General features: G+C 69.0%; 16 protein-coding genes. 4 read left to right on the forward strand and 12 right to left on the reverse strand.

From position 1 onward, the window contains the following. Positions 1-8 precede the first annotated feature (8 nt). The gene (locus ACQP2T_RS39950; protein WP_225298509.1) at positions 9-710 is read right to left on the reverse strand and encodes a lysophospholipid acyltransferase family protein; all 702 of its coding nucleotides are present in this window, start codon (positions 708-710) and stop codon (positions 9-11) included. 147 nt (positions 711-857) lie between these two features. On the opposite strand from ACQP2T_RS39950, the gene ACQP2T_RS39955 reads away from it, so the two are divergent. Beyond that, complete coding sequence (locus ACQP2T_RS39955; RefSeq protein WP_433510042.1) at positions 858-1,616, forward strand: alpha/beta hydrolase; 759 nt, start codon at positions 858-860, stop codon at positions 1,614-1,616. Between the two features lie 46 nt (positions 1,617-1,662). Then, positions 1,663-2,121, forward strand: a complete 459-nt coding sequence (locus ACQP2T_RS39960; protein WP_433510043.1) for a hypothetical protein — start codon at positions 1,663-1,665, stop codon at positions 2,119-2,121. Positions 2,122-2,191: 70 nt separating this feature from the next. Here the strand turns inward: ACQP2T_RS39960 and ACQP2T_RS39965 are convergent, their stop codons facing one another. From ACQP2T_RS39965 to ACQP2T_RS39995, 7 genes are read right to left on the reverse strand one after another with little or no spacing between them, the layout of a single operon-like run. Beyond that, a complete protein-coding gene (locus tag ACQP2T_RS39965) occupies positions 2,192-3,328 on the reverse strand; it encodes a hypothetical protein (RefSeq protein ID WP_433510044.1) in 1,137 nt (378 codons plus the stop codon). Positions 3,329-3,365: 37 nt separating this feature from the next. Next, positions 3,366-4,058 (reverse strand): endonuclease/exonuclease/phosphatase family protein, encoded by a 693-nt coding sequence (locus ACQP2T_RS39970; RefSeq protein ID WP_433510045.1) that lies wholly within the window; start codon positions 4,056-4,058, stop codon positions 3,366-3,368. Positions 4,059-4,073: 15 nt separating this feature from the next. Further along, positions 4,074-5,006 carry an ROK family glucokinase gene (locus ACQP2T_RS39975; RefSeq protein WP_433510046.1) on the reverse strand — a complete coding sequence of 311 codons (933 nt, stop codon included), beginning with the start codon at positions 5,004-5,006 and terminating at the stop codon, positions 4,074-4,076. A gap of 47 nt (positions 5,007-5,053) precedes the next feature. After that, the gene (locus ACQP2T_RS39980) at positions 5,054-5,455 is read right to left on the reverse strand and encodes a hypothetical protein (RefSeq protein WP_433510047.1); all 402 of its coding nucleotides are present in this window, start codon (positions 5,453-5,455) and stop codon (positions 5,054-5,056) included. Further along, positions 5,448-6,605 (reverse strand): ArsA family ATPase, encoded by a 1,158-nt coding sequence (locus tag ACQP2T_RS39985; RefSeq protein ID WP_433510048.1) that lies wholly within the window; start codon positions 6,603-6,605, stop codon positions 5,448-5,450. Before ACQP2T_RS39985 ends, ACQP2T_RS39980 begins: the two co-directional genes overlap by 8 nt. 1 nt (position 6,606) lies before the next feature. After that, positions 6,607-7,044, reverse strand: coding sequence for an SRPBCC family protein (locus ACQP2T_RS39990; RefSeq protein ID WP_433510049.1), 438 nt, complete (start codon positions 7,042-7,044; stop codon positions 6,607-6,609). 21 nt (positions 7,045-7,065) lie between these two features. Further along, a complete protein-coding gene (locus ACQP2T_RS39995; RefSeq protein WP_433510050.1) occupies positions 7,066-7,833 on the reverse strand; it encodes a metallophosphoesterase family protein in 768 nt (255 codons plus the stop codon). A 104-nt stretch (positions 7,834-7,937) separates the two neighbouring features. Here ACQP2T_RS39995 and ACQP2T_RS40000 point away from each other — a divergent pair, with 104 nt between their 5' ends. Together ACQP2T_RS40000 and ACQP2T_RS40005 are read left to right on the forward strand one after the other, a co-directional pair. After that, positions 7,938-9,704 (forward strand): AMP-dependent synthetase/ligase, encoded by a 1,767-nt coding sequence (locus ACQP2T_RS40000; protein WP_433510051.1) that lies wholly within the window; start codon positions 7,938-7,940, stop codon positions 9,702-9,704. A 142-nt stretch (positions 9,705-9,846) separates the two neighbouring features. Next, positions 9,847-10,176 carry a hypothetical protein gene (locus ACQP2T_RS40005; protein ID WP_433510052.1) on the forward strand — a complete coding sequence of 110 codons (330 nt, stop codon included), beginning with the start codon at positions 9,847-9,849 and terminating at the stop codon, positions 10,174-10,176. A 48-nt stretch (positions 10,177-10,224) separates the two neighbouring features. Here ACQP2T_RS40005 and ACQP2T_RS40010 read toward each other — a convergent pair whose 3' ends face one another. The 4 genes from ACQP2T_RS40010 to ACQP2T_RS40025 form a co-directional block, all read right to left on the reverse strand. Then, positions 10,225-11,052: a carbohydrate ABC transporter permease gene (locus tag ACQP2T_RS40010; RefSeq protein ID WP_433510053.1), complete on the reverse strand. Its 828-nt coding sequence runs from the start codon at positions 11,050-11,052 to the stop codon at positions 10,225-10,227. Further along, positions 11,052-12,002, reverse strand: coding sequence for a carbohydrate ABC transporter permease (locus ACQP2T_RS40015; RefSeq protein WP_433510054.1), 951 nt, complete (start codon positions 12,000-12,002; stop codon positions 11,052-11,054). Before ACQP2T_RS40015 ends, ACQP2T_RS40010 begins: the two co-directional genes overlap by 1 nt. 78 nt (positions 12,003-12,080) lie before the next feature. Next, complete coding sequence (locus ACQP2T_RS40020) at positions 12,081-13,394, reverse strand: ABC transporter substrate-binding protein (protein ID WP_433510055.1); 1,314 nt, start codon at positions 13,392-13,394, stop codon at positions 12,081-12,083. 166 nt (positions 13,395-13,560) lie between these two features. Continuing rightward, positions 13,561-14,328 (reverse strand): DeoR/GlpR family DNA-binding transcription regulator, encoded by a 768-nt coding sequence (locus tag ACQP2T_RS40025; protein WP_433510056.1) that lies wholly within the window; start codon positions 14,326-14,328, stop codon positions 13,561-13,563. Positions 14,329-14,515: the final 187 nt, after the last annotated feature.

Genomic DNA, 14,515 nt, shown 5'->3' on the forward strand with positions numbered 1-14,515 from the left:
AACGGTGGTCAGCCCTTGGCGGCCCGGGCCGCGCGCTCCATCTCGACCTTGGCGCTGGCGGCGTACTTGTCGACGTACTCCTGCTCCGACAGCTCCATGAGCGCGTACATGATCTCGTCGGTCACGGCCCGCAGCACCAGCCGGTCCTCCTCCATCCCGTAATAGCGGGAGAAGTCGAGCGGCTTGCCGAAGCGGACCCCGGGCCGGATCCCGAGCTTGGGCAGCGGGTGGCCGGGGGGCATCATCTCGAAGGTGTGGACCATGGCCCACGGGATCACCGGCACCCGCGACATGAGGGCCAGGCGGGCGACGCCCGTCTTGCCCTTGTACAGGCGGCCGTCGGGTGAGCGGGTGCCCTCCGGGTAGATGCCCAGGACGTTGCCCTCGCGCAGCACCCGCATGCCGGTGCGCAGCGCGGCCTCGCTGGCCTTGCCGCCCGAGCGGTCGATCGGCACGGTGCCGACGCCGCTGAAGAACAGCCGGGTGAAGAAGCCCTTGACGCCGCGCCCGGTGAAGTAGTCGGACTTGCCGAGCGAGATGACCTTGCGGCGCAGATGCAAGGGCCCGAAGAAGTGGTCGGCGAACGACAGGTGGTTTCCGGCCAGAATGACCGGCCCCTGCCTGGGCACGTTCTCCACACCTTCCGCCCACGGCCGGAAGACGACGCGGAGGATCGGCCCCAAGATGGCCTTGACCACCCAGTAGAACACCCGGCCACCTCTTCCCCACAGCGAGATCTGTAAGCAAAGTCATCTTCGCATCTCAGAACCGATGCTCCTACCTCACCTCTCGCACAATCCACCTCGATCGTGCGACGATCGGGCAATTCAGGGATGAAATCCCACCGAGGAGCTGTTATGCCGCTCATGCCAGGCGCGGAGCCCTATCACCATGAAGCAGGCCAGGTCGGCGTACTGCTGTGCCATGGCTTCACCGGCACCCCGCAGTCGCTACGGCCTTGGGGCGAGTATCTCGCCGGGCAGGGGGTGAGCGTCTCCCTCCCCCGCCAGCCCGGACATGGCACCACCTGGCAGGAGATGAACCGCACCCGCTGGGACGATTGGTACGCCGAGGTGGAGAAGGCGTTCGAGGACCTCCAGGGCCGCTGCGCCAACGTGTTCGTGGCGGGGCTGTCGCTGGGCGGCTGCCTGGCGCTGCGGCTGGCCGAGGTGCACGGGGACGCGATCAGCGGCGTCGTCGTGGTCAACCCGTCGATCGTGCGCGACGTGCCGCTGCTTATGCTGGCCCCGGTGCTCAAGTGGTTCCTGCCGTCGGTGCCGGGGGTGGCCAACGACGTCAAGAAGCCGGGCGTGACCGAGCTGGCCTACGCGCGCACGCCGGTGAAGGCGGCCGCCTCGCTGCCCGGCCTGTGGTCGCTGGTCCAGGCCGACCTGGCGAAGGTGACGCAGCCGCTGCTGGTCTTCCACAGCACCGAGGACCATGTGGTGAAACCGAGGAGCGTGGAGATCATTCGCCAGAACGTACCGCAGGCCACGATCGAGGAGCTTACCGATAGCTACCATGTTGCGACGCTGGACAACGATGCCGACAAGATCTTTGCCGGGAGCCTCGACTTCATCCGGACACATGCCTCGGTACCCTTGCAGAGGGACTGATCGCACCCAGGGGGAAGTCGCGATCGCTGCGGAGAGGCCGATCTAGGTGACGCCCCAGAGTGACGAGGACGAGGTCTGGCGGCAGATCGTCGCGTCCTTCAACGACACAGCCGAGCGCGACTCGGCCGACCAGCCATGGCCGGACAGCGAGAACGTACCGGCCGAGCCCGTCGCCCGGGTGGTCAAACCCGCGGTCGACGAGGACGCCGACATGGAGGCGGAGCAGGGCGACGAGGACCTCGACGAGGATGAGGACGGCGAGGAGCGCTTCGTGCCCCCGCCGCCGCCCCCGCTGCCCAAGCTCGACCTGCCGACCAAGCTCGCCTGGGTGGCGTTGTTCGGCGGCCCCGCCTATCTGCTGATCGCCGCGATGGCCAACTGGCAGATGGAGGGCTGGGCGCTCTTCACCGCCGTGGCCGCGTTCATCGGCGGCTTCGTGGCGCTGGTGGTGCGGATGGGCGACGGCCCGCCCAACGACGGCTGGGACGACGGCGCCGTGCTCTGAGCCCGGCGGGCCGTGCTCTGGGACCGGCCGGCCCTGTTCTGGGACCGGCCAGGAGTCCTTCGGCGACCGGCTAGGAGTCCTTCAGCGAAGGCTCTCTGGGCCCGAACAGCTCCACCACGTCCGTGTAGCGCTCGCGGGCGTCCACGGCGTGACCGACCGCCCAGACGTCGCCCTTGCCCGCGAGGTAGGTGACCGCCTGCAACCGCACGCTGTCCTTGCCCTTCGCGGCGCCGCCCCGGATGATCTCGCAGTCGCTCTTCTCGCAGCGCATCATGAACGGCTCGGCTGCCCGCGACGGGTCGAAGCCGGAGATCCAGAAGCGGCCCTTGCCGTCGCCGGTTACCCCGTAGAGACGCGACTCGGTCTCGGGCAGATCCTCGCGCTTCCAGCGCTTGCCGTTCCACGACATGACGAGCGGGTCGACCTCGCCGTCGCTGCGGTAGACCCCGCCCACGGCCAGCGCCCGCTTGGGGCCGTCGACCTGGATGTCGCGCAGGTAGCCGCCGGGAATGTCGGGCACGCGCATGGGCTTCCAGGTGGCGCCCGACAGGTGCATGATCAACGGCGCCTTGCCGGTGTCGCCGACGGCGAACCCGTTGGACACACCGTAGAGCGCGCCCGGCTCCAGGACCTTTCCGTCCTTGTCCCTGGGGGACTCCTGGGTGGTCCACTCGCCGCCCTGGCCGGTGAGGATGAGCCAGGAGTTGTCGCGGCTGCCGACGGTCACGACGCGCCCCGGACGGGCGTCGATGCCGCCGAGCCAGTCGCCCCCGCGCATCCCCTGCGCCCTGACCCGGTCGAAGCCGCCGGTGTCTCCGTGGGCGAGGTAGGGCAGACCGTCGTGGCCGTCGCCCACGGCCCACACGTCGGACGGAGAGGTGGCGGCCACGCCGCGCAGGTTGCCGGCCCCGGTGGCGTCGCGCAGGGTCACCTCGGACCAGCTGGAGCCGTTCCAGTGGCGGACCGTGCCGCGGTTCTTCCAGACGTCCCAGATCTCCTGCTGGCCGACGGCCCAGACATCGCCTGACGAGAGCGCGGTAACGTCGGAAAGCGAGCCGTCGGCGTCCAGGCGGACGCTCGTCGACTGCTGCCACGCCTCAATGGTGGCGGGGCGGGGATCGGCATGCGCGGCGGGCGTGACCTGCGACAAGGCCACGGACGTCGCCAAGATCAGGGTGAGCGCACGCCGCTGATAGCGACGGGTCATGAGCAAATGCTACGGGTTCGCGGACCTCCCCGCCCCGTTAGGGCCTGACTAGCAGCTCGGCGAGTACCGGCAGGTGGTCGGTCGCGGCCGCCAGATCGGCCTCGGCGGCCTCCGCGCCGCCGCAGGAGACGACCGCCAGCTCGGGCGCCGCGAACACCGCGTCGATGCGCTCGCGTGGCCGCCGGGCGGGGAAGGTCAGCCCGTCGCCCCGGGGCGCGGCCGCCCGGCAGTCGGTGAGCCGCCCGGCCAGATAGCGCCAGGTGGGCTCGGTCTCCTGCTCGTTGAGGTCGCCGCCGATCACGATGGCGGCGCCGTACGCGGCCGCCGTACGCTCCATCAGCGTCATGGCCTCGTACGCGTGCCGCAGCCTGGCCGCGCCGTGGAGATCGAGATGGATCGAGCCGACGGCCAGCGGCACCCCCTCGACCCGCAGGACCGCGACGGCGAGCCCCCGGACCTCCAGGCCGACGAACACCTTCAGCCGGTGGTGCTCGGCCGCCAGCACCTCGATCCCGGGGCGGGCGAACACCGCCACGCCGCCGAGCCGGCCCCCGGCCACCACCCGCAGGCCGCACGCCTCGGCCAGCTCGCGCCGCCGGCCGCGCCAGTTGAGGAAGCGCGGGACCTCCTGGAGGCACAGGATGTCGGCCCGCATCGACTCGATCACCCGGACCAGCGCGGGCACGCTGTCACGCAGCCCGCGGACGTTGTACGTGGCCACGCGCGCCATCGCGAACGAATCCGGTCAGCGCATCCTGGCGAGGTCGGCCGCGCCGACGACCCCGGCGGCGGCGCCCAGCTCGGCCAGCCGGATCTCGGCCAGCGGCCGGTGCCCCTTGCCGGTGAGCTGGCGGGCGAAGGTCTCGCGGGCCCGGTCGAGGAAGAGATCGGCCGCGCGGGAGACGCCGCCGCCCACGATGAAGCAGCCCGGGTCGAGGATCGCGGCCAGGTCGGCCATGCCCTGGCCGAGCCAGTCGGCGAGGCTGGCGAAGGCGGCGAGGGAGGCCTCGTCGCCCAGCTTGGCCGCCTCGGTGACCTCCTCGCCCTCGATCTTGCCACCGGCCAGGCCGAGCAGGATCTGGGCCCGCTCCGGCTGGGCGGTGGAGATCTGCCTGGCCTCGATGACCAGGGCGTTGCCGCTGGCGTACTGCTCCCAGCAGCCGAGCTGGCCGCACCCGCACAGCCGGCCCTCGGGCACCACCTGCATGTGGCCGAGCTCGGCCCCCATGCCCCAGTGACCCCTGAACAGCTTGCCATCGAAGACCAGGCCGCCGCCGATGCCGGTGCCGACCGTGATGCAGACGACGTGGGACTGACCGCGCCCCGCGCCGAACTTGGTCTCGCCCCAGGCCATGGCGTTGGCGTCGTTCTCGACGACGACCGGCAGTCCGACCAGCCCGCTGATCTTCTTCTGCAGGGGCTCCTCGCGCCAGGCCAGGTTGGGTGCGAACCGGACGACCGACCGGGTCTCGTCGACGAACCCGGCCGCGCCGACGCCGACGGCCTCGATCTCCCTGCCTTGGGCGAGCTCGCGCACGACCTCGGCCACCGTCGCGGCGACCTGCTCGGGCTGGTCGGCCGGGGTGGGCTTGAGCGTGTGGGCGATGATCTCGCCGTCGTCGTCGACCACGCCCGCGGCGACCTTGGTGCCGCCGATGTCCACACCGATCGTGAGCATGCCCCTGTGTCTCCTTTATTCCAAACCTGGACTATCCCAAATCAGGTCTAACCCAGATCAATATGTTCAACGTTGTCGCGACCGCGCTCGCCACTCTGATCGTCGCGTGGCCTGCGAGGGGCCGGCCTGCTCAGCGCGTCGATCGTCTGGCGGAACGCGGCGAACAGCTCACCGCCGGCCGCCACCAGGTGCCCGGCCACGTCGTTGCCGGACTCCCGCTGCGCCGCGATGGCCCGGCAGACCGGGCAGGCGCGGCAAATGTACTCGTCGTGGGGCTCGGACACCGCCTCGCTCCACACGTCCCTGTCCCTCTGCCCGCCGCCGCCCCCGGTGAACGAGTTGAGCACGGTCCTGCCGACCTGGCGGGTGGCCCGCCCCTGGATGGTGTCGAAGAGCTTGCGCGCCTCGTCCGTGACGGTGCCGATCGGGTCTCTGTTGCTCTCAGTCATCTGGCCCTCCTGCTGTGAACCGTACCCGGAGCAGGCCGTCGCGGAGCGCCGCTCCGCTGATCCGTCTGCGGGCCAGCGCCGCCGGCAGGGCCAGGATCCTCCGGTAGGGGCCGGCGGTGATGATCAGCTCGTCGCCCTTGCGGGCCAGGTCCACCTCGGTCCGGTCGGCGCCCGGCAGGGCCAAAGTCAGCTCGTCGGCGGACAGCCTCAGCGGCGGCTCCACCTCCGGGGCGGCGAACGGGTCCACCTCGCCGTAGATCGCCCCGCCCACCCGGGCCAGCGCGTCCTTGCCGACCGGCTCGGCCGGAAGGTAGGGCACGGCGTGGATGGGCAGCGGCGCGAACGACTCCTCAGCCTCGGCCAGGAGCTTGGACTGGGCCGCCACCCACTGGGCGCGCCACTCGTCGGCGCCCTCGGCGGGGAAGACCCGGTTGGCGATGACCGCGTCGACGCGGTAGCCGTACAGGTTGAGCGAGGTGAGGGTGCGCCTGGCCTCGGCGAGCACCACGGCCTCCGGCGTGAACACCAGGCGCACCGAGGCGTTGTCGCCGGTGAGCAGCTCGCGCACCTCCAGCAGGCCCCGGTGGAAGCGCTCCCCCGCGCTCATGACCTCCTCGCCGGGCGCGCTGACGCGGGCGACGCTGCGCACGAACGGCGAGACGATCTTCATGATCTTGCGGCCGACCGGCATCAGCCTGGTCATGTGCCAGTCGAGCGCCTCGGGCAGGGCCAGCAGGCGCAGGGTCTCGGCGGTGGGGGCGCAGTCGACGACGATGACGTCCCAGCGGCCCTCGCGGGCGTGCTCGCGCAGCTCCAGGAGGGCGATGATCTCCTCGGCGCCGGGCAGGATGGTGATCTCCTCGGAGGTGATCTCGTCCAGGCCCAGCTCGGTGAGCAGCCCTCTGGCGTAGTCCTGCAGCTCGCCCCAGTGGCGTTCCAGCGTCTTCTGGGTGTCGACCTGGTGCAGGTGCAGCCCCGGCGCGACCTCGCCCGGCTCGACGCCGAGCGCGTCGGCCAGCGAGTGGGCGGTGTCGGTGGAGACGATCAGCGTCTTCATGCCGCGCTTGGCGGCGAGCGTGGCGGTCGCCGCGGCGGCGGTGGTCTTGCCCACACCGCCCTTGCCGGTGAAGAGCAGAACTCGCGGGCTCACCTCAGCGCCCTTCGACGCGCTTCTTGAGGCCCTTGAGCGCGGTGTCCACGATGACCTTCTCCGCCTTGCGCTTGATCATGCCGATCATGGGGACCTTGAGGTCGGCCGAGAGCTCGTACGTCACCTCGGTGCCGGTGCCCGTCTCGGCCAGCTGGTAACTCCCCGCGAGCTCGGCGAGCATCTTGCCCGGCTCGACGACCTGCCAGCGGACGCTCTCGTCGTCCTGCCAGGTGTAGCCGAGGGTGTAGGCGTCGCTGATCACTCCGGCGTCAAGGACGAACCGCACCGTCTCCGGCCTGCCGTCGGCCCCGGTGCTGAGGACCTCCGCCTCCTTCACCTGACCCGCCCATTCGGGGTAGGCCGCGAAGTCGGCGATGACGGCCATCACGGCGGCCCGGTCGGCGCCGACGGTGATGCTCGAAGTGGTGCGATCAGCCATGCGACCACCGTACCGGTATGGTCACCATTCGAGGATGAACGGAACCCCCTTTCCCCGGAAATGACCCACGTTCACGCACTCGGTGCGCCCGATACGGGTGCGCCGGTGAAGTGGCTGGTGCACATGCCCGAACAGGGCGTAGCGCGGCTGCGTCCGCCTGATCGCCGCCAGCGTCGCCTCGCTGCCGCGCTCGAAGCGCCTGGCCACCACGTCGTACAGCAGCTCGGGCACCGCGGGCGGGATGTGACAGCACAGCACGTCGACCTCGCCCACCGCCTCGACCTTGGCGGCGAACTCCTCGTCACTGATCTCGTACGGCGTGCGGTAGGTGGTCTTGAGCCCGCCGCCGACGAAGCCGAACCGCCAGCCGCCGATCTCCACGCTCTGGCCGTCGAGCACCTGGTGGCCGTCCTGGAGGTAGTCGGACCACAGGCGCGGGATGTCGACGTTGCCGTAGGTGAGGTAGGCCGGCGCGGGCATGGCCGCGAAGAGCTCTTTGTACTGGGCGCGTACGTTGCGCTCGATGTGCTCGCGCGGGTCGCCGTCGAGGGTGGACCACAGCCGCGCCGACATGGCTCTGGCCTCGTCGAAACGCTTGGCCGTGCGCAGCGCGATGAACTCCGCGGCCCGCTCGGCGCCGAACAGGTCCGCGAAGATGCCCTGCGCGTGGTCGTCGTAGTCGATGAAGAGGATCAGATCACCGAGACAGATCAGCGCGTCGGCCCCCGCCCCCGCGCCGGCCAGCGCGTCCGCCCTGCCGTGTACGTCGCTGATGACATGGACCCTCATGCGGGAAATCCTATGAGAGCGGCTGCTAGCGTGAGAATGACCCCTACCGGTGGGTAATTCAACGCGATAGCGTCCAGGCGGTCCCCCTGAACAGGAGTTGATTCGTGCGCGAGTACAGCGTCCCGGTGCTGGTAGACGTACCTGCCTCCGCGAGCCTGCCCGACACGGTCTTCAGGCGGGCCGAACAGGAGCCCGGCGCCGTCGTCATGCGGCGCAAGCAGGACGGCGGCTGGCCCGCCGTCACCGCCTCCGAGTTCCGCGACCAGGTGGTCGAGCTGGCCAAGGCGCTGATCGCGGCGGGCATCGAGCAAGGTGACCGGGTCGCGCTCATGTCGCGCACCCGCTACGAGTGGACGCTGATCGACTACGCGATCTGGTCGATCGGCGCGGTCACCGTGCCGATCTACGAGACGTCGGCTGTCGAGCAGGTCAAGTGGATCCTGTCCGACAGTGAGGCCAAGGCGGTGTTCGTCGAGCTCGACGCGCACGAGGAGACCGTGCGCGAGGCCGCGCCCGGCCTGAAGCCGATCTGGCGCGTCGACGAGACCCTCGACGGCTCCGGGGTGACGGACGCCGCCTTCGAGGAGCGGCGCGCCGGGGTCGGCTCGGCCGACCTGGCCACGGTCGTCTACACCTCCGGCACCACCGGCCGGCCCAAGGGCTGCCGGATCACGCACGACAACCTGCTGTTCACCGCCCGCAACGTGGTGGCGGGCCCCCTGGAGGCGCTCTTCGTCGGCAAGTCGCCGGCGGCGCTGCTGTTCCTGCCGCTCGCGCACATCTTCGCCCGCATGATCCAGGTCGCCATCATCGAGGCGGGCGCGATCCTGGCCCACACCCCGAACATGAAGAACGTGGCCCCGGACCTGGCCGAGTTCCAGCCGACGTTCCTGCTCGGCGTGCCCCGCGTGTTCGAGAAGGTCTACAACGGAGCCGAGCAGCGGGCCATCGCCGGCGGCAAGGGCGCGATCTTCGCCCGCGCCGCCGACACCGCCGTGGCGTGGAGCAAGGCCGAGAGCTCCGGCGGCGCCGGCCTGGGCCTGCGCCTGCGGCACGCCCTGTTCGACCGGCTGGTGTACGGCAAGCTGCGCACGGCCACGGGCGGCCGGTTGACGGCGGCGGTGTGCGGCGGCTCGGCCCTCGGCGACCGGCTCGGCCACTTCTTCAGGGGCGTCGGCATCGAGGTGTTCGAGGGCTACGGCCTGACCGAGACCTCGGCGCCCTGCTCGGTCAACATGCCGGGCGCCAACAAGATCGGCACCGTCGGCAAGCCGCTGCCCGGCGTGTCGATCCGCATCGCCGACGACGGCGAGATCCTGGCCAAGGGCCGCCACGTCTTCCTCGGCTACTGGCACAACGACCAGGCGACGGCCGAGGCGATCGACGCCGACGGCTGGTACCACACGGGCGACGTGGGCGAGCTCGACGCCGACGGCTACCTGCGCATCACGGGACGCAAGAAGGAGATCCTGGTGACGGCGGCGGGCAAGAACGTCGCCCCCGCCCCGCTGGAGGACGCGCTGCGGGCGCACCCGCTGATCTCCCAGGCCATGGTCGTCGGCGACGGGCGGCCGTTCGTGGCGACGCTGATCACCCTGGACCCGGAGGCGCTGGACCACTGGAAGTCGGTCAACGGTCTGCCGGCGGCTACGCTGAGTGAGCTGTGCAGGGATTCGCGCGTGCTGGCGGAGGTCCAGAAGGCCGTGGACACGGCCAATCTGACGGTGTCGAAGGCGGAGCAGATCAAGAAGTTCGCGGTCCTGGATGTGGACATCACCGAGGACAGCGGGCACCTGACGCCGACCCTGAAGATCAAGCGCAACGTGGTGATGCGGGACTTCGCCAAGGATGTGGACGCTCTGTACAAATGATTACGCTGGGTATAGAAATCGTTACTCGTTGTCCCGGATTCTCTGGACGCTCTTGACGTCACCCCGCTAGCCTGAACAGGCAATCGGGACCGGAGATCCGTTACATCCCCGGTCCCTACCTTCAAAGGTAGGGGAGATAAGGGTGAGCATCAAGGAAGCGGGCATGCGCTTCATCGGCAGCATCGAGAACGAATTCGTCCGGATAGGGGCCGACCAGATGGAGATGGGCCAGCAACTCACCGAACGCATCAACGGCGTCGCGGACCGGGTCAAGACGCTGGACGGCAAGGTCACCGTCCTGGACGCCAAGGTCACCACCATGCAGGCGTCGATAGACGAGCTCCAGGCCCGACAGGCGACGATGCAGACGTCGATAGACGGGCTCCAGGCCGGACAGGCATCGATGCAGCAGACCCAGACGGAGATGATGCACATCCTCGTCGCCATCCAGCGCAAGCTCGACCTCAACTAAGCAGCCACGCGCACGGCCCCCGGCACCACGCCGGGGGCCGTGCGCGTGTCAGCCCTTCGTCGCACCCCCCGTGAGCCCCTTGACGAACTGCTTCTGCAGCAGCAGGTAGAACACCAGGATCGGCAGCGTGGCCAGGAACATGAGCGCGAACATCCCGCCGAAGTCCGCCGCGTACTGCCCGAGCGACTTGTAGATGCCCGTCATGATCGTCGTACCCTCGCGCGGCCCATAGATGATCAGCGGGTTGAGGAAGTCGTTCCAGATCCACACCCCGAGGAAGATCAGCACGCTGGCCGTCGCCGGGCGCAGCAGCGGGAAGACGATCTTCCAGAACGTCTGCCACCGCGTCGCACCGTCGATGGCCGCGGCCTCCTCCAGCTCCCGCGGCACGCCCTTCATGAAGCCAGAGAAGACGAAGACCCCGAACGGCACGTAGTAGCCGACGTTGAAGAGCACGAGGCCCTGCAGCGTCGACATCAGCCCGAGCGCCTTGAGCACCTGCGTGATCGGGATCAGGATCACCTGCGGCGGGATCATCAGCCCGCACAGCAGCAGAACCATGATCACTCGGGACCACCAGGCGTTCTGCCTGGCCAGGTAGTGGCCGAGCATCGCCGACAGCACCGTCAGGATGATGATCGACAGTGAGGTGACCAGGACGCTGGTCCGCAGTGACGACCAGAAGAGGCTGTCCGGGCTGGTCAGCACCCGGGTCAGGTTGTCGAAGGTGGGCGGGATCGGCAGCGACATGGCACCACTGGCGACCTGACGGCTCTCCTTGAAGACGTTGATCAGCGCGATGTACAACGGGATGAAGAACACCCCGCCGACGACCAGCGCGACCAGCGGGCGCAGCCACGGCACGGTGGAGCGCATCAGAGCTGCACTTCCCTGCGCCCCAGCACGCGCAGCGTGATCACCGACAGCAACGCGATGACGATCAGCATGACGACGGCCTCCGCCGAGGCGTAGCCGGTGCGATTCTCCACGAACCCCTCATTCAGGATGACGAGCGCCACGCTCGCGGTGGTCCCCGTACCGGGACCGCCGTTGGTGATCACCTTCACGTGGTCGAAGATCTTGAACGCGGAGATCAGCAGGACGACCGTGTTGATGGTGAGCGCGGGCGCCAGCAGCGGCCAGGTGACGCTCCAGAACCTGCGCACCGGACCCGCGCCGTCGATCGCCGCCGCCTCGGCCAGCTCCTGGGGTACGCCCTGCAGCCCGGCCAGATAGACGACCACGCAGAATCCGAGCATCTGCCAGCAGACGATCGACGACAGCGAGTAGAGCGCGATGTCCGGGTCGGACAGCCAGCCCGGCGGCTCACTGACGCCCAGCGCCCTGAGCGCCTGGTTGATCGGCCCGTCGTCGGCGAGGATACGCGTCCAGATGACGCTGATGACCACGGAGCTGATCACCATCGGGGTGAAGAAGACGCTGCGCAGCGCGTTGTACAGCCAGCCGCGGCGGTCGAGGAGCACCGCGATGGCGACGCCCAGGACGTTCGGCACGATGACGACGATCAGTGTGAGGATCGTGGTCACCCGCAGCGACTGCAGGAACGTCTCGTCCTGCAGGAGCAACTGGTAGTTGCGCAGCCCGACGAAGTGCGTCTTGGGCCGCAGCAACGCCTGGTCGGTCAGGCTGTAGCCGAAGCTGAGCGTGATCGGCAGCACGACGAGGCAGAAGTAGATGAGCGTGCCGGGCGCGGCGAACGACAGGAAATGCCACAGCCCGGCCCCTTTGCCGCCCGGCCGTCGCCGGCGTACTCGGGCCTGCGCGTGGCCGGGCTTGTGATGGTGGATGGTGGTGCCAGCGGCCATCAGGCCAGACCCCTCCTGGTCGGAATCGGATCCCGGTCGGATCGAGGGGCGGGCGCACGGCGGCCCGCCCCTGCCGGATCAGCCGGACTTCTCCCACTCGGTGTCGAGGAAGGCCAGTGCCTGGTCGACCGTCTTCTTGCCGCTGACCAGGTCCTGCGCCGTGGACCAGAACTTGCCCTGCATGCCCGGCAGCATCGCCGTGTCTCCGGCCTCCCAGCTGAACGCGGGGACGGTCGCCTTCTCGTTCAGCGCCTTCTGCCACAGGTCGTAGACGGCCTTGAACACCGGGCCCGTGTCCGACGGCGGCGTGTAGCCCTTGATCGCAGGGAAGAGCGCGTCGGCCTTGACCGAGGCGTCCAGGTTCTCCTTGGTGAGCTGGAAGGCCAGCGCGAACTTCTTGGCCGCGGCCATGTTCTTGGCCGTGGCGCTGACGGACAGCCCGCCGCCGGTGAAGGTCGGCATGTGCAGGGCGCCGTCGTCGCTCGGCCAGGCGAAGACCCCGATGTCGTCCTTCATGGGCGAGCCGTCGGCCGCGGCGGCGAACCAGCTGCCCATCGGGTACATCGCGCCCTTGCCGCCGAGGAAGGCCTCCTGGGTCTTGGGGTAGTCCTGCCCGATCTGCCGCTTGTCGAGGTAGCCCTTGGCGGCCAGGTCGGTGAACTTCTGCGTGGCGGCCTTCATGGCCGGGTCGGTGGCGAACTTCACCTCGCCGTTGCGCCGCTTGGTCATCCAGTCGGGCGCCTTGGCGTACAGGTCCGTGGCCAGGATGGCGGTCCACGGCTGGGAGGTGACGAACACGCCGCCGGACACGAACGGGGTGATGCCCTTGGCCTTCAGCTTCTCGGCGTCGGCCAGCAGGTCGGCGTAGGTCTTCGGCGGCTCGGCGATGCCGGCCTTCTGGAAGAGCTTCTTGCTGTAGTAGACGTTCGGGATCGTCTGCGTGTTGGTCGGCAACTGGAGGATCTTCCCGTTGACCGCGCCGCAGGTCGGGCAGAGGAAGTCCTTGAGCTCTTCCGGCGTCCACGTGGCCAGGCTCGGCTCCAGGGCGATCAGGTCCTGCATGCCGATCTGTACGTCGGGCAGCTGCCCCGAAGCGGCCAACTGCTTGGCGTAGTCGTTGCGCTCGGACTCCGAAGGCGCGGCGACCAGCTCGACCTCCAGGTCGGGATTGGCCTTGGTCACCAGATCGACCTGGGCCTTCCAGTACGACTCCGGCAGGTTCGGCGAGGGGAACACCAGGAAGGAGACCTTCTGCTTGCCCCCGGAGGCCGGCGCCGAGGACTGGCTTCCACTGGGCGTATTGCTTGAGCAGGCACTAAGCGCGAGCGCGACGGCGAGTGTCATCGCCCCAGCCGCGAACAGCTTGTTCACTGTGCCACCCTTCTCACTCATCCGATCATTCGATAAGGGCGCGAAATGATGCGTGTGAATAGGTAGGACCACTACTAGGGGTAACAGCTAAGCCCTGCCAACATAAGGCTTGATCCCGCAGAAAGGTAGGATCACTCTGGCTTGGCGCATACCATGTGATCGGATTGGTATACGGGCCTCGTCAAGATCAAACGATGACCAGCTCGCCCGCCTGCTCGGACAGCGCGGTCCTGGCCGTCTCGGGCAACCCGCCGTCGGAGATCACCACGTCGGCCTCGCTGAGCCGGGCGATCGTGCTGATGCCCACGGTCCCCCACTTGGTGTGATCGGCCAGCACGACCAGGCTGCTCGCGGCCTCGACCAGGGCGCGGTCGGTCTCGGCCTCCATCATGTTCGGCGTGGTGAACCCGGCCCGCGTGGTCATTCCGTGCACGCCCAGGAACAGCATGTCCACGTTGAGCAGCCGGATCGCGGCCACCGCCACCGGGCCGACGAGCGCGTCCGAGGGGGTGCGTACGCCGCCCGTCAGCACCACCGTCTGGTCCGGCCGCCCTCCGTGCTGGAAGACGTCGGCGATCCGCACCGAGTTGGTCACCACGGTCAGGCCGGGCGTGTTCACCAGTTGGTGAGCCAGCGTCCAGGTCGTGGTCCCGGCCGAGAGCGCCACGGCGGTGCCCGGGAACACCATCTCGGCGGCGCGGCGGGCGATGACCAGCTTCTCGTCCTCCTGCTGGACCGACTTGGCGGCGAAGCCGGGCTCGTCGGTCGAGCCGGCGCCGATGACGGTCGCGCCGCCGTGCACCTTGGCCAGCAGTCCCCGCTCGGCCAGCAGCTCGAGGTCGCGGCGGATCGTGATGTCCGAGACGCCGAACTCGCGCACCAGGTCGACCACCTTGACGGCGCCGTTCAGCCGTACGAGCTCCAGAATCGTCTGCTGTCGCTGGACGGCGAGCATCGCATCACCCAGTTCCCAACAGTTTCCCGACATTCTCCACAGTTTTCCGACATGCCGTTCGGACGCATCATGACACGCCACCTGCGGATTTCAAGGCCCGTGCTCGGTCGCGATGGTTCCGGGCGTCCTGTTCGACATCAAATCGTGCGTTGACAGCTGGTTGAGTGTGCTCTTCTCTGAAGGAAAT

The sequence above is a fragment of the Nonomuraea sp. CA-143628 genome (assembly GCF_050942315.1).
Classification (GTDB): Bacteria; Actinomycetota; Actinomycetes; order Streptosporangiales; family Streptosporangiaceae; genus Nonomuraea.

Excerpts from the sequence above, each read along its gene's own strand:
- ACQP2T_RS39955 (WP_433510042.1), top strand. The coding sequence starts at position 858 with ATGCCGCTCATGCCAGGCGCGGAGCCCTATCACCATGAAGCAGGCCAG.
- ACQP2T_RS39965 (WP_433510044.1), bottom strand. The coding sequence starts at position 3,328 with ATGACCCGTCGCTATCAGCGGCGTGCGCTCACCCTGATCTTGGCGACG.
- ACQP2T_RS39970 (WP_433510045.1), bottom strand. The coding sequence starts at position 4,058 with ATGGCGCGCGTGGCCACGTACAACGTCCGCGGGCTGCGTGACAGCGTG.
- ACQP2T_RS39975 (WP_433510046.1), bottom strand. The coding sequence starts at position 5,006 with ATGCTCACGATCGGTGTGGACATCGGCGGCACCAAGGTCGCCGCGGGC.
- ACQP2T_RS39980 (WP_433510047.1), bottom strand. The coding sequence starts at position 5,455 with ATGACTGAGAGCAACAGAGACCCGATCGGCACCGTCACGGACGAGGCG.
- ACQP2T_RS39990 (WP_433510049.1), bottom strand. The coding sequence starts at position 7,044 with ATGGCTGATCGCACCACTTCGAGCATCACCGTCGGCGCCGACCGGGCC.
- ACQP2T_RS39995 (WP_433510050.1), bottom strand. The coding sequence starts at position 7,833 with ATGAGGGTCCATGTCATCAGCGACGTACACGGCAGGGCGGACGCGCTG.
- ACQP2T_RS40010 (WP_433510053.1), bottom strand. The coding sequence starts at position 11,052 with ATGCGCTCCACCGTGCCGTGGCTGCGCCCGCTGGTCGCGCTGGTCGTC.
- ACQP2T_RS40015 (WP_433510054.1), bottom strand. The coding sequence starts at position 12,002 with ATGGCCGCTGGCACCACCATCCACCATCACAAGCCCGGCCACGCGCAG.
- ACQP2T_RS40020 (WP_433510055.1), bottom strand. The coding sequence starts at position 13,394 with ATGAGTGAGAAGGGTGGCACAGTGAACAAGCTGTTCGCGGCTGGGGCG.
- ACQP2T_RS40025 (WP_433510056.1), bottom strand. The coding sequence starts at position 14,328 with ATGCTCGCCGTCCAGCGACAGCAGACGATTCTGGAGCTCGTACGGCTG.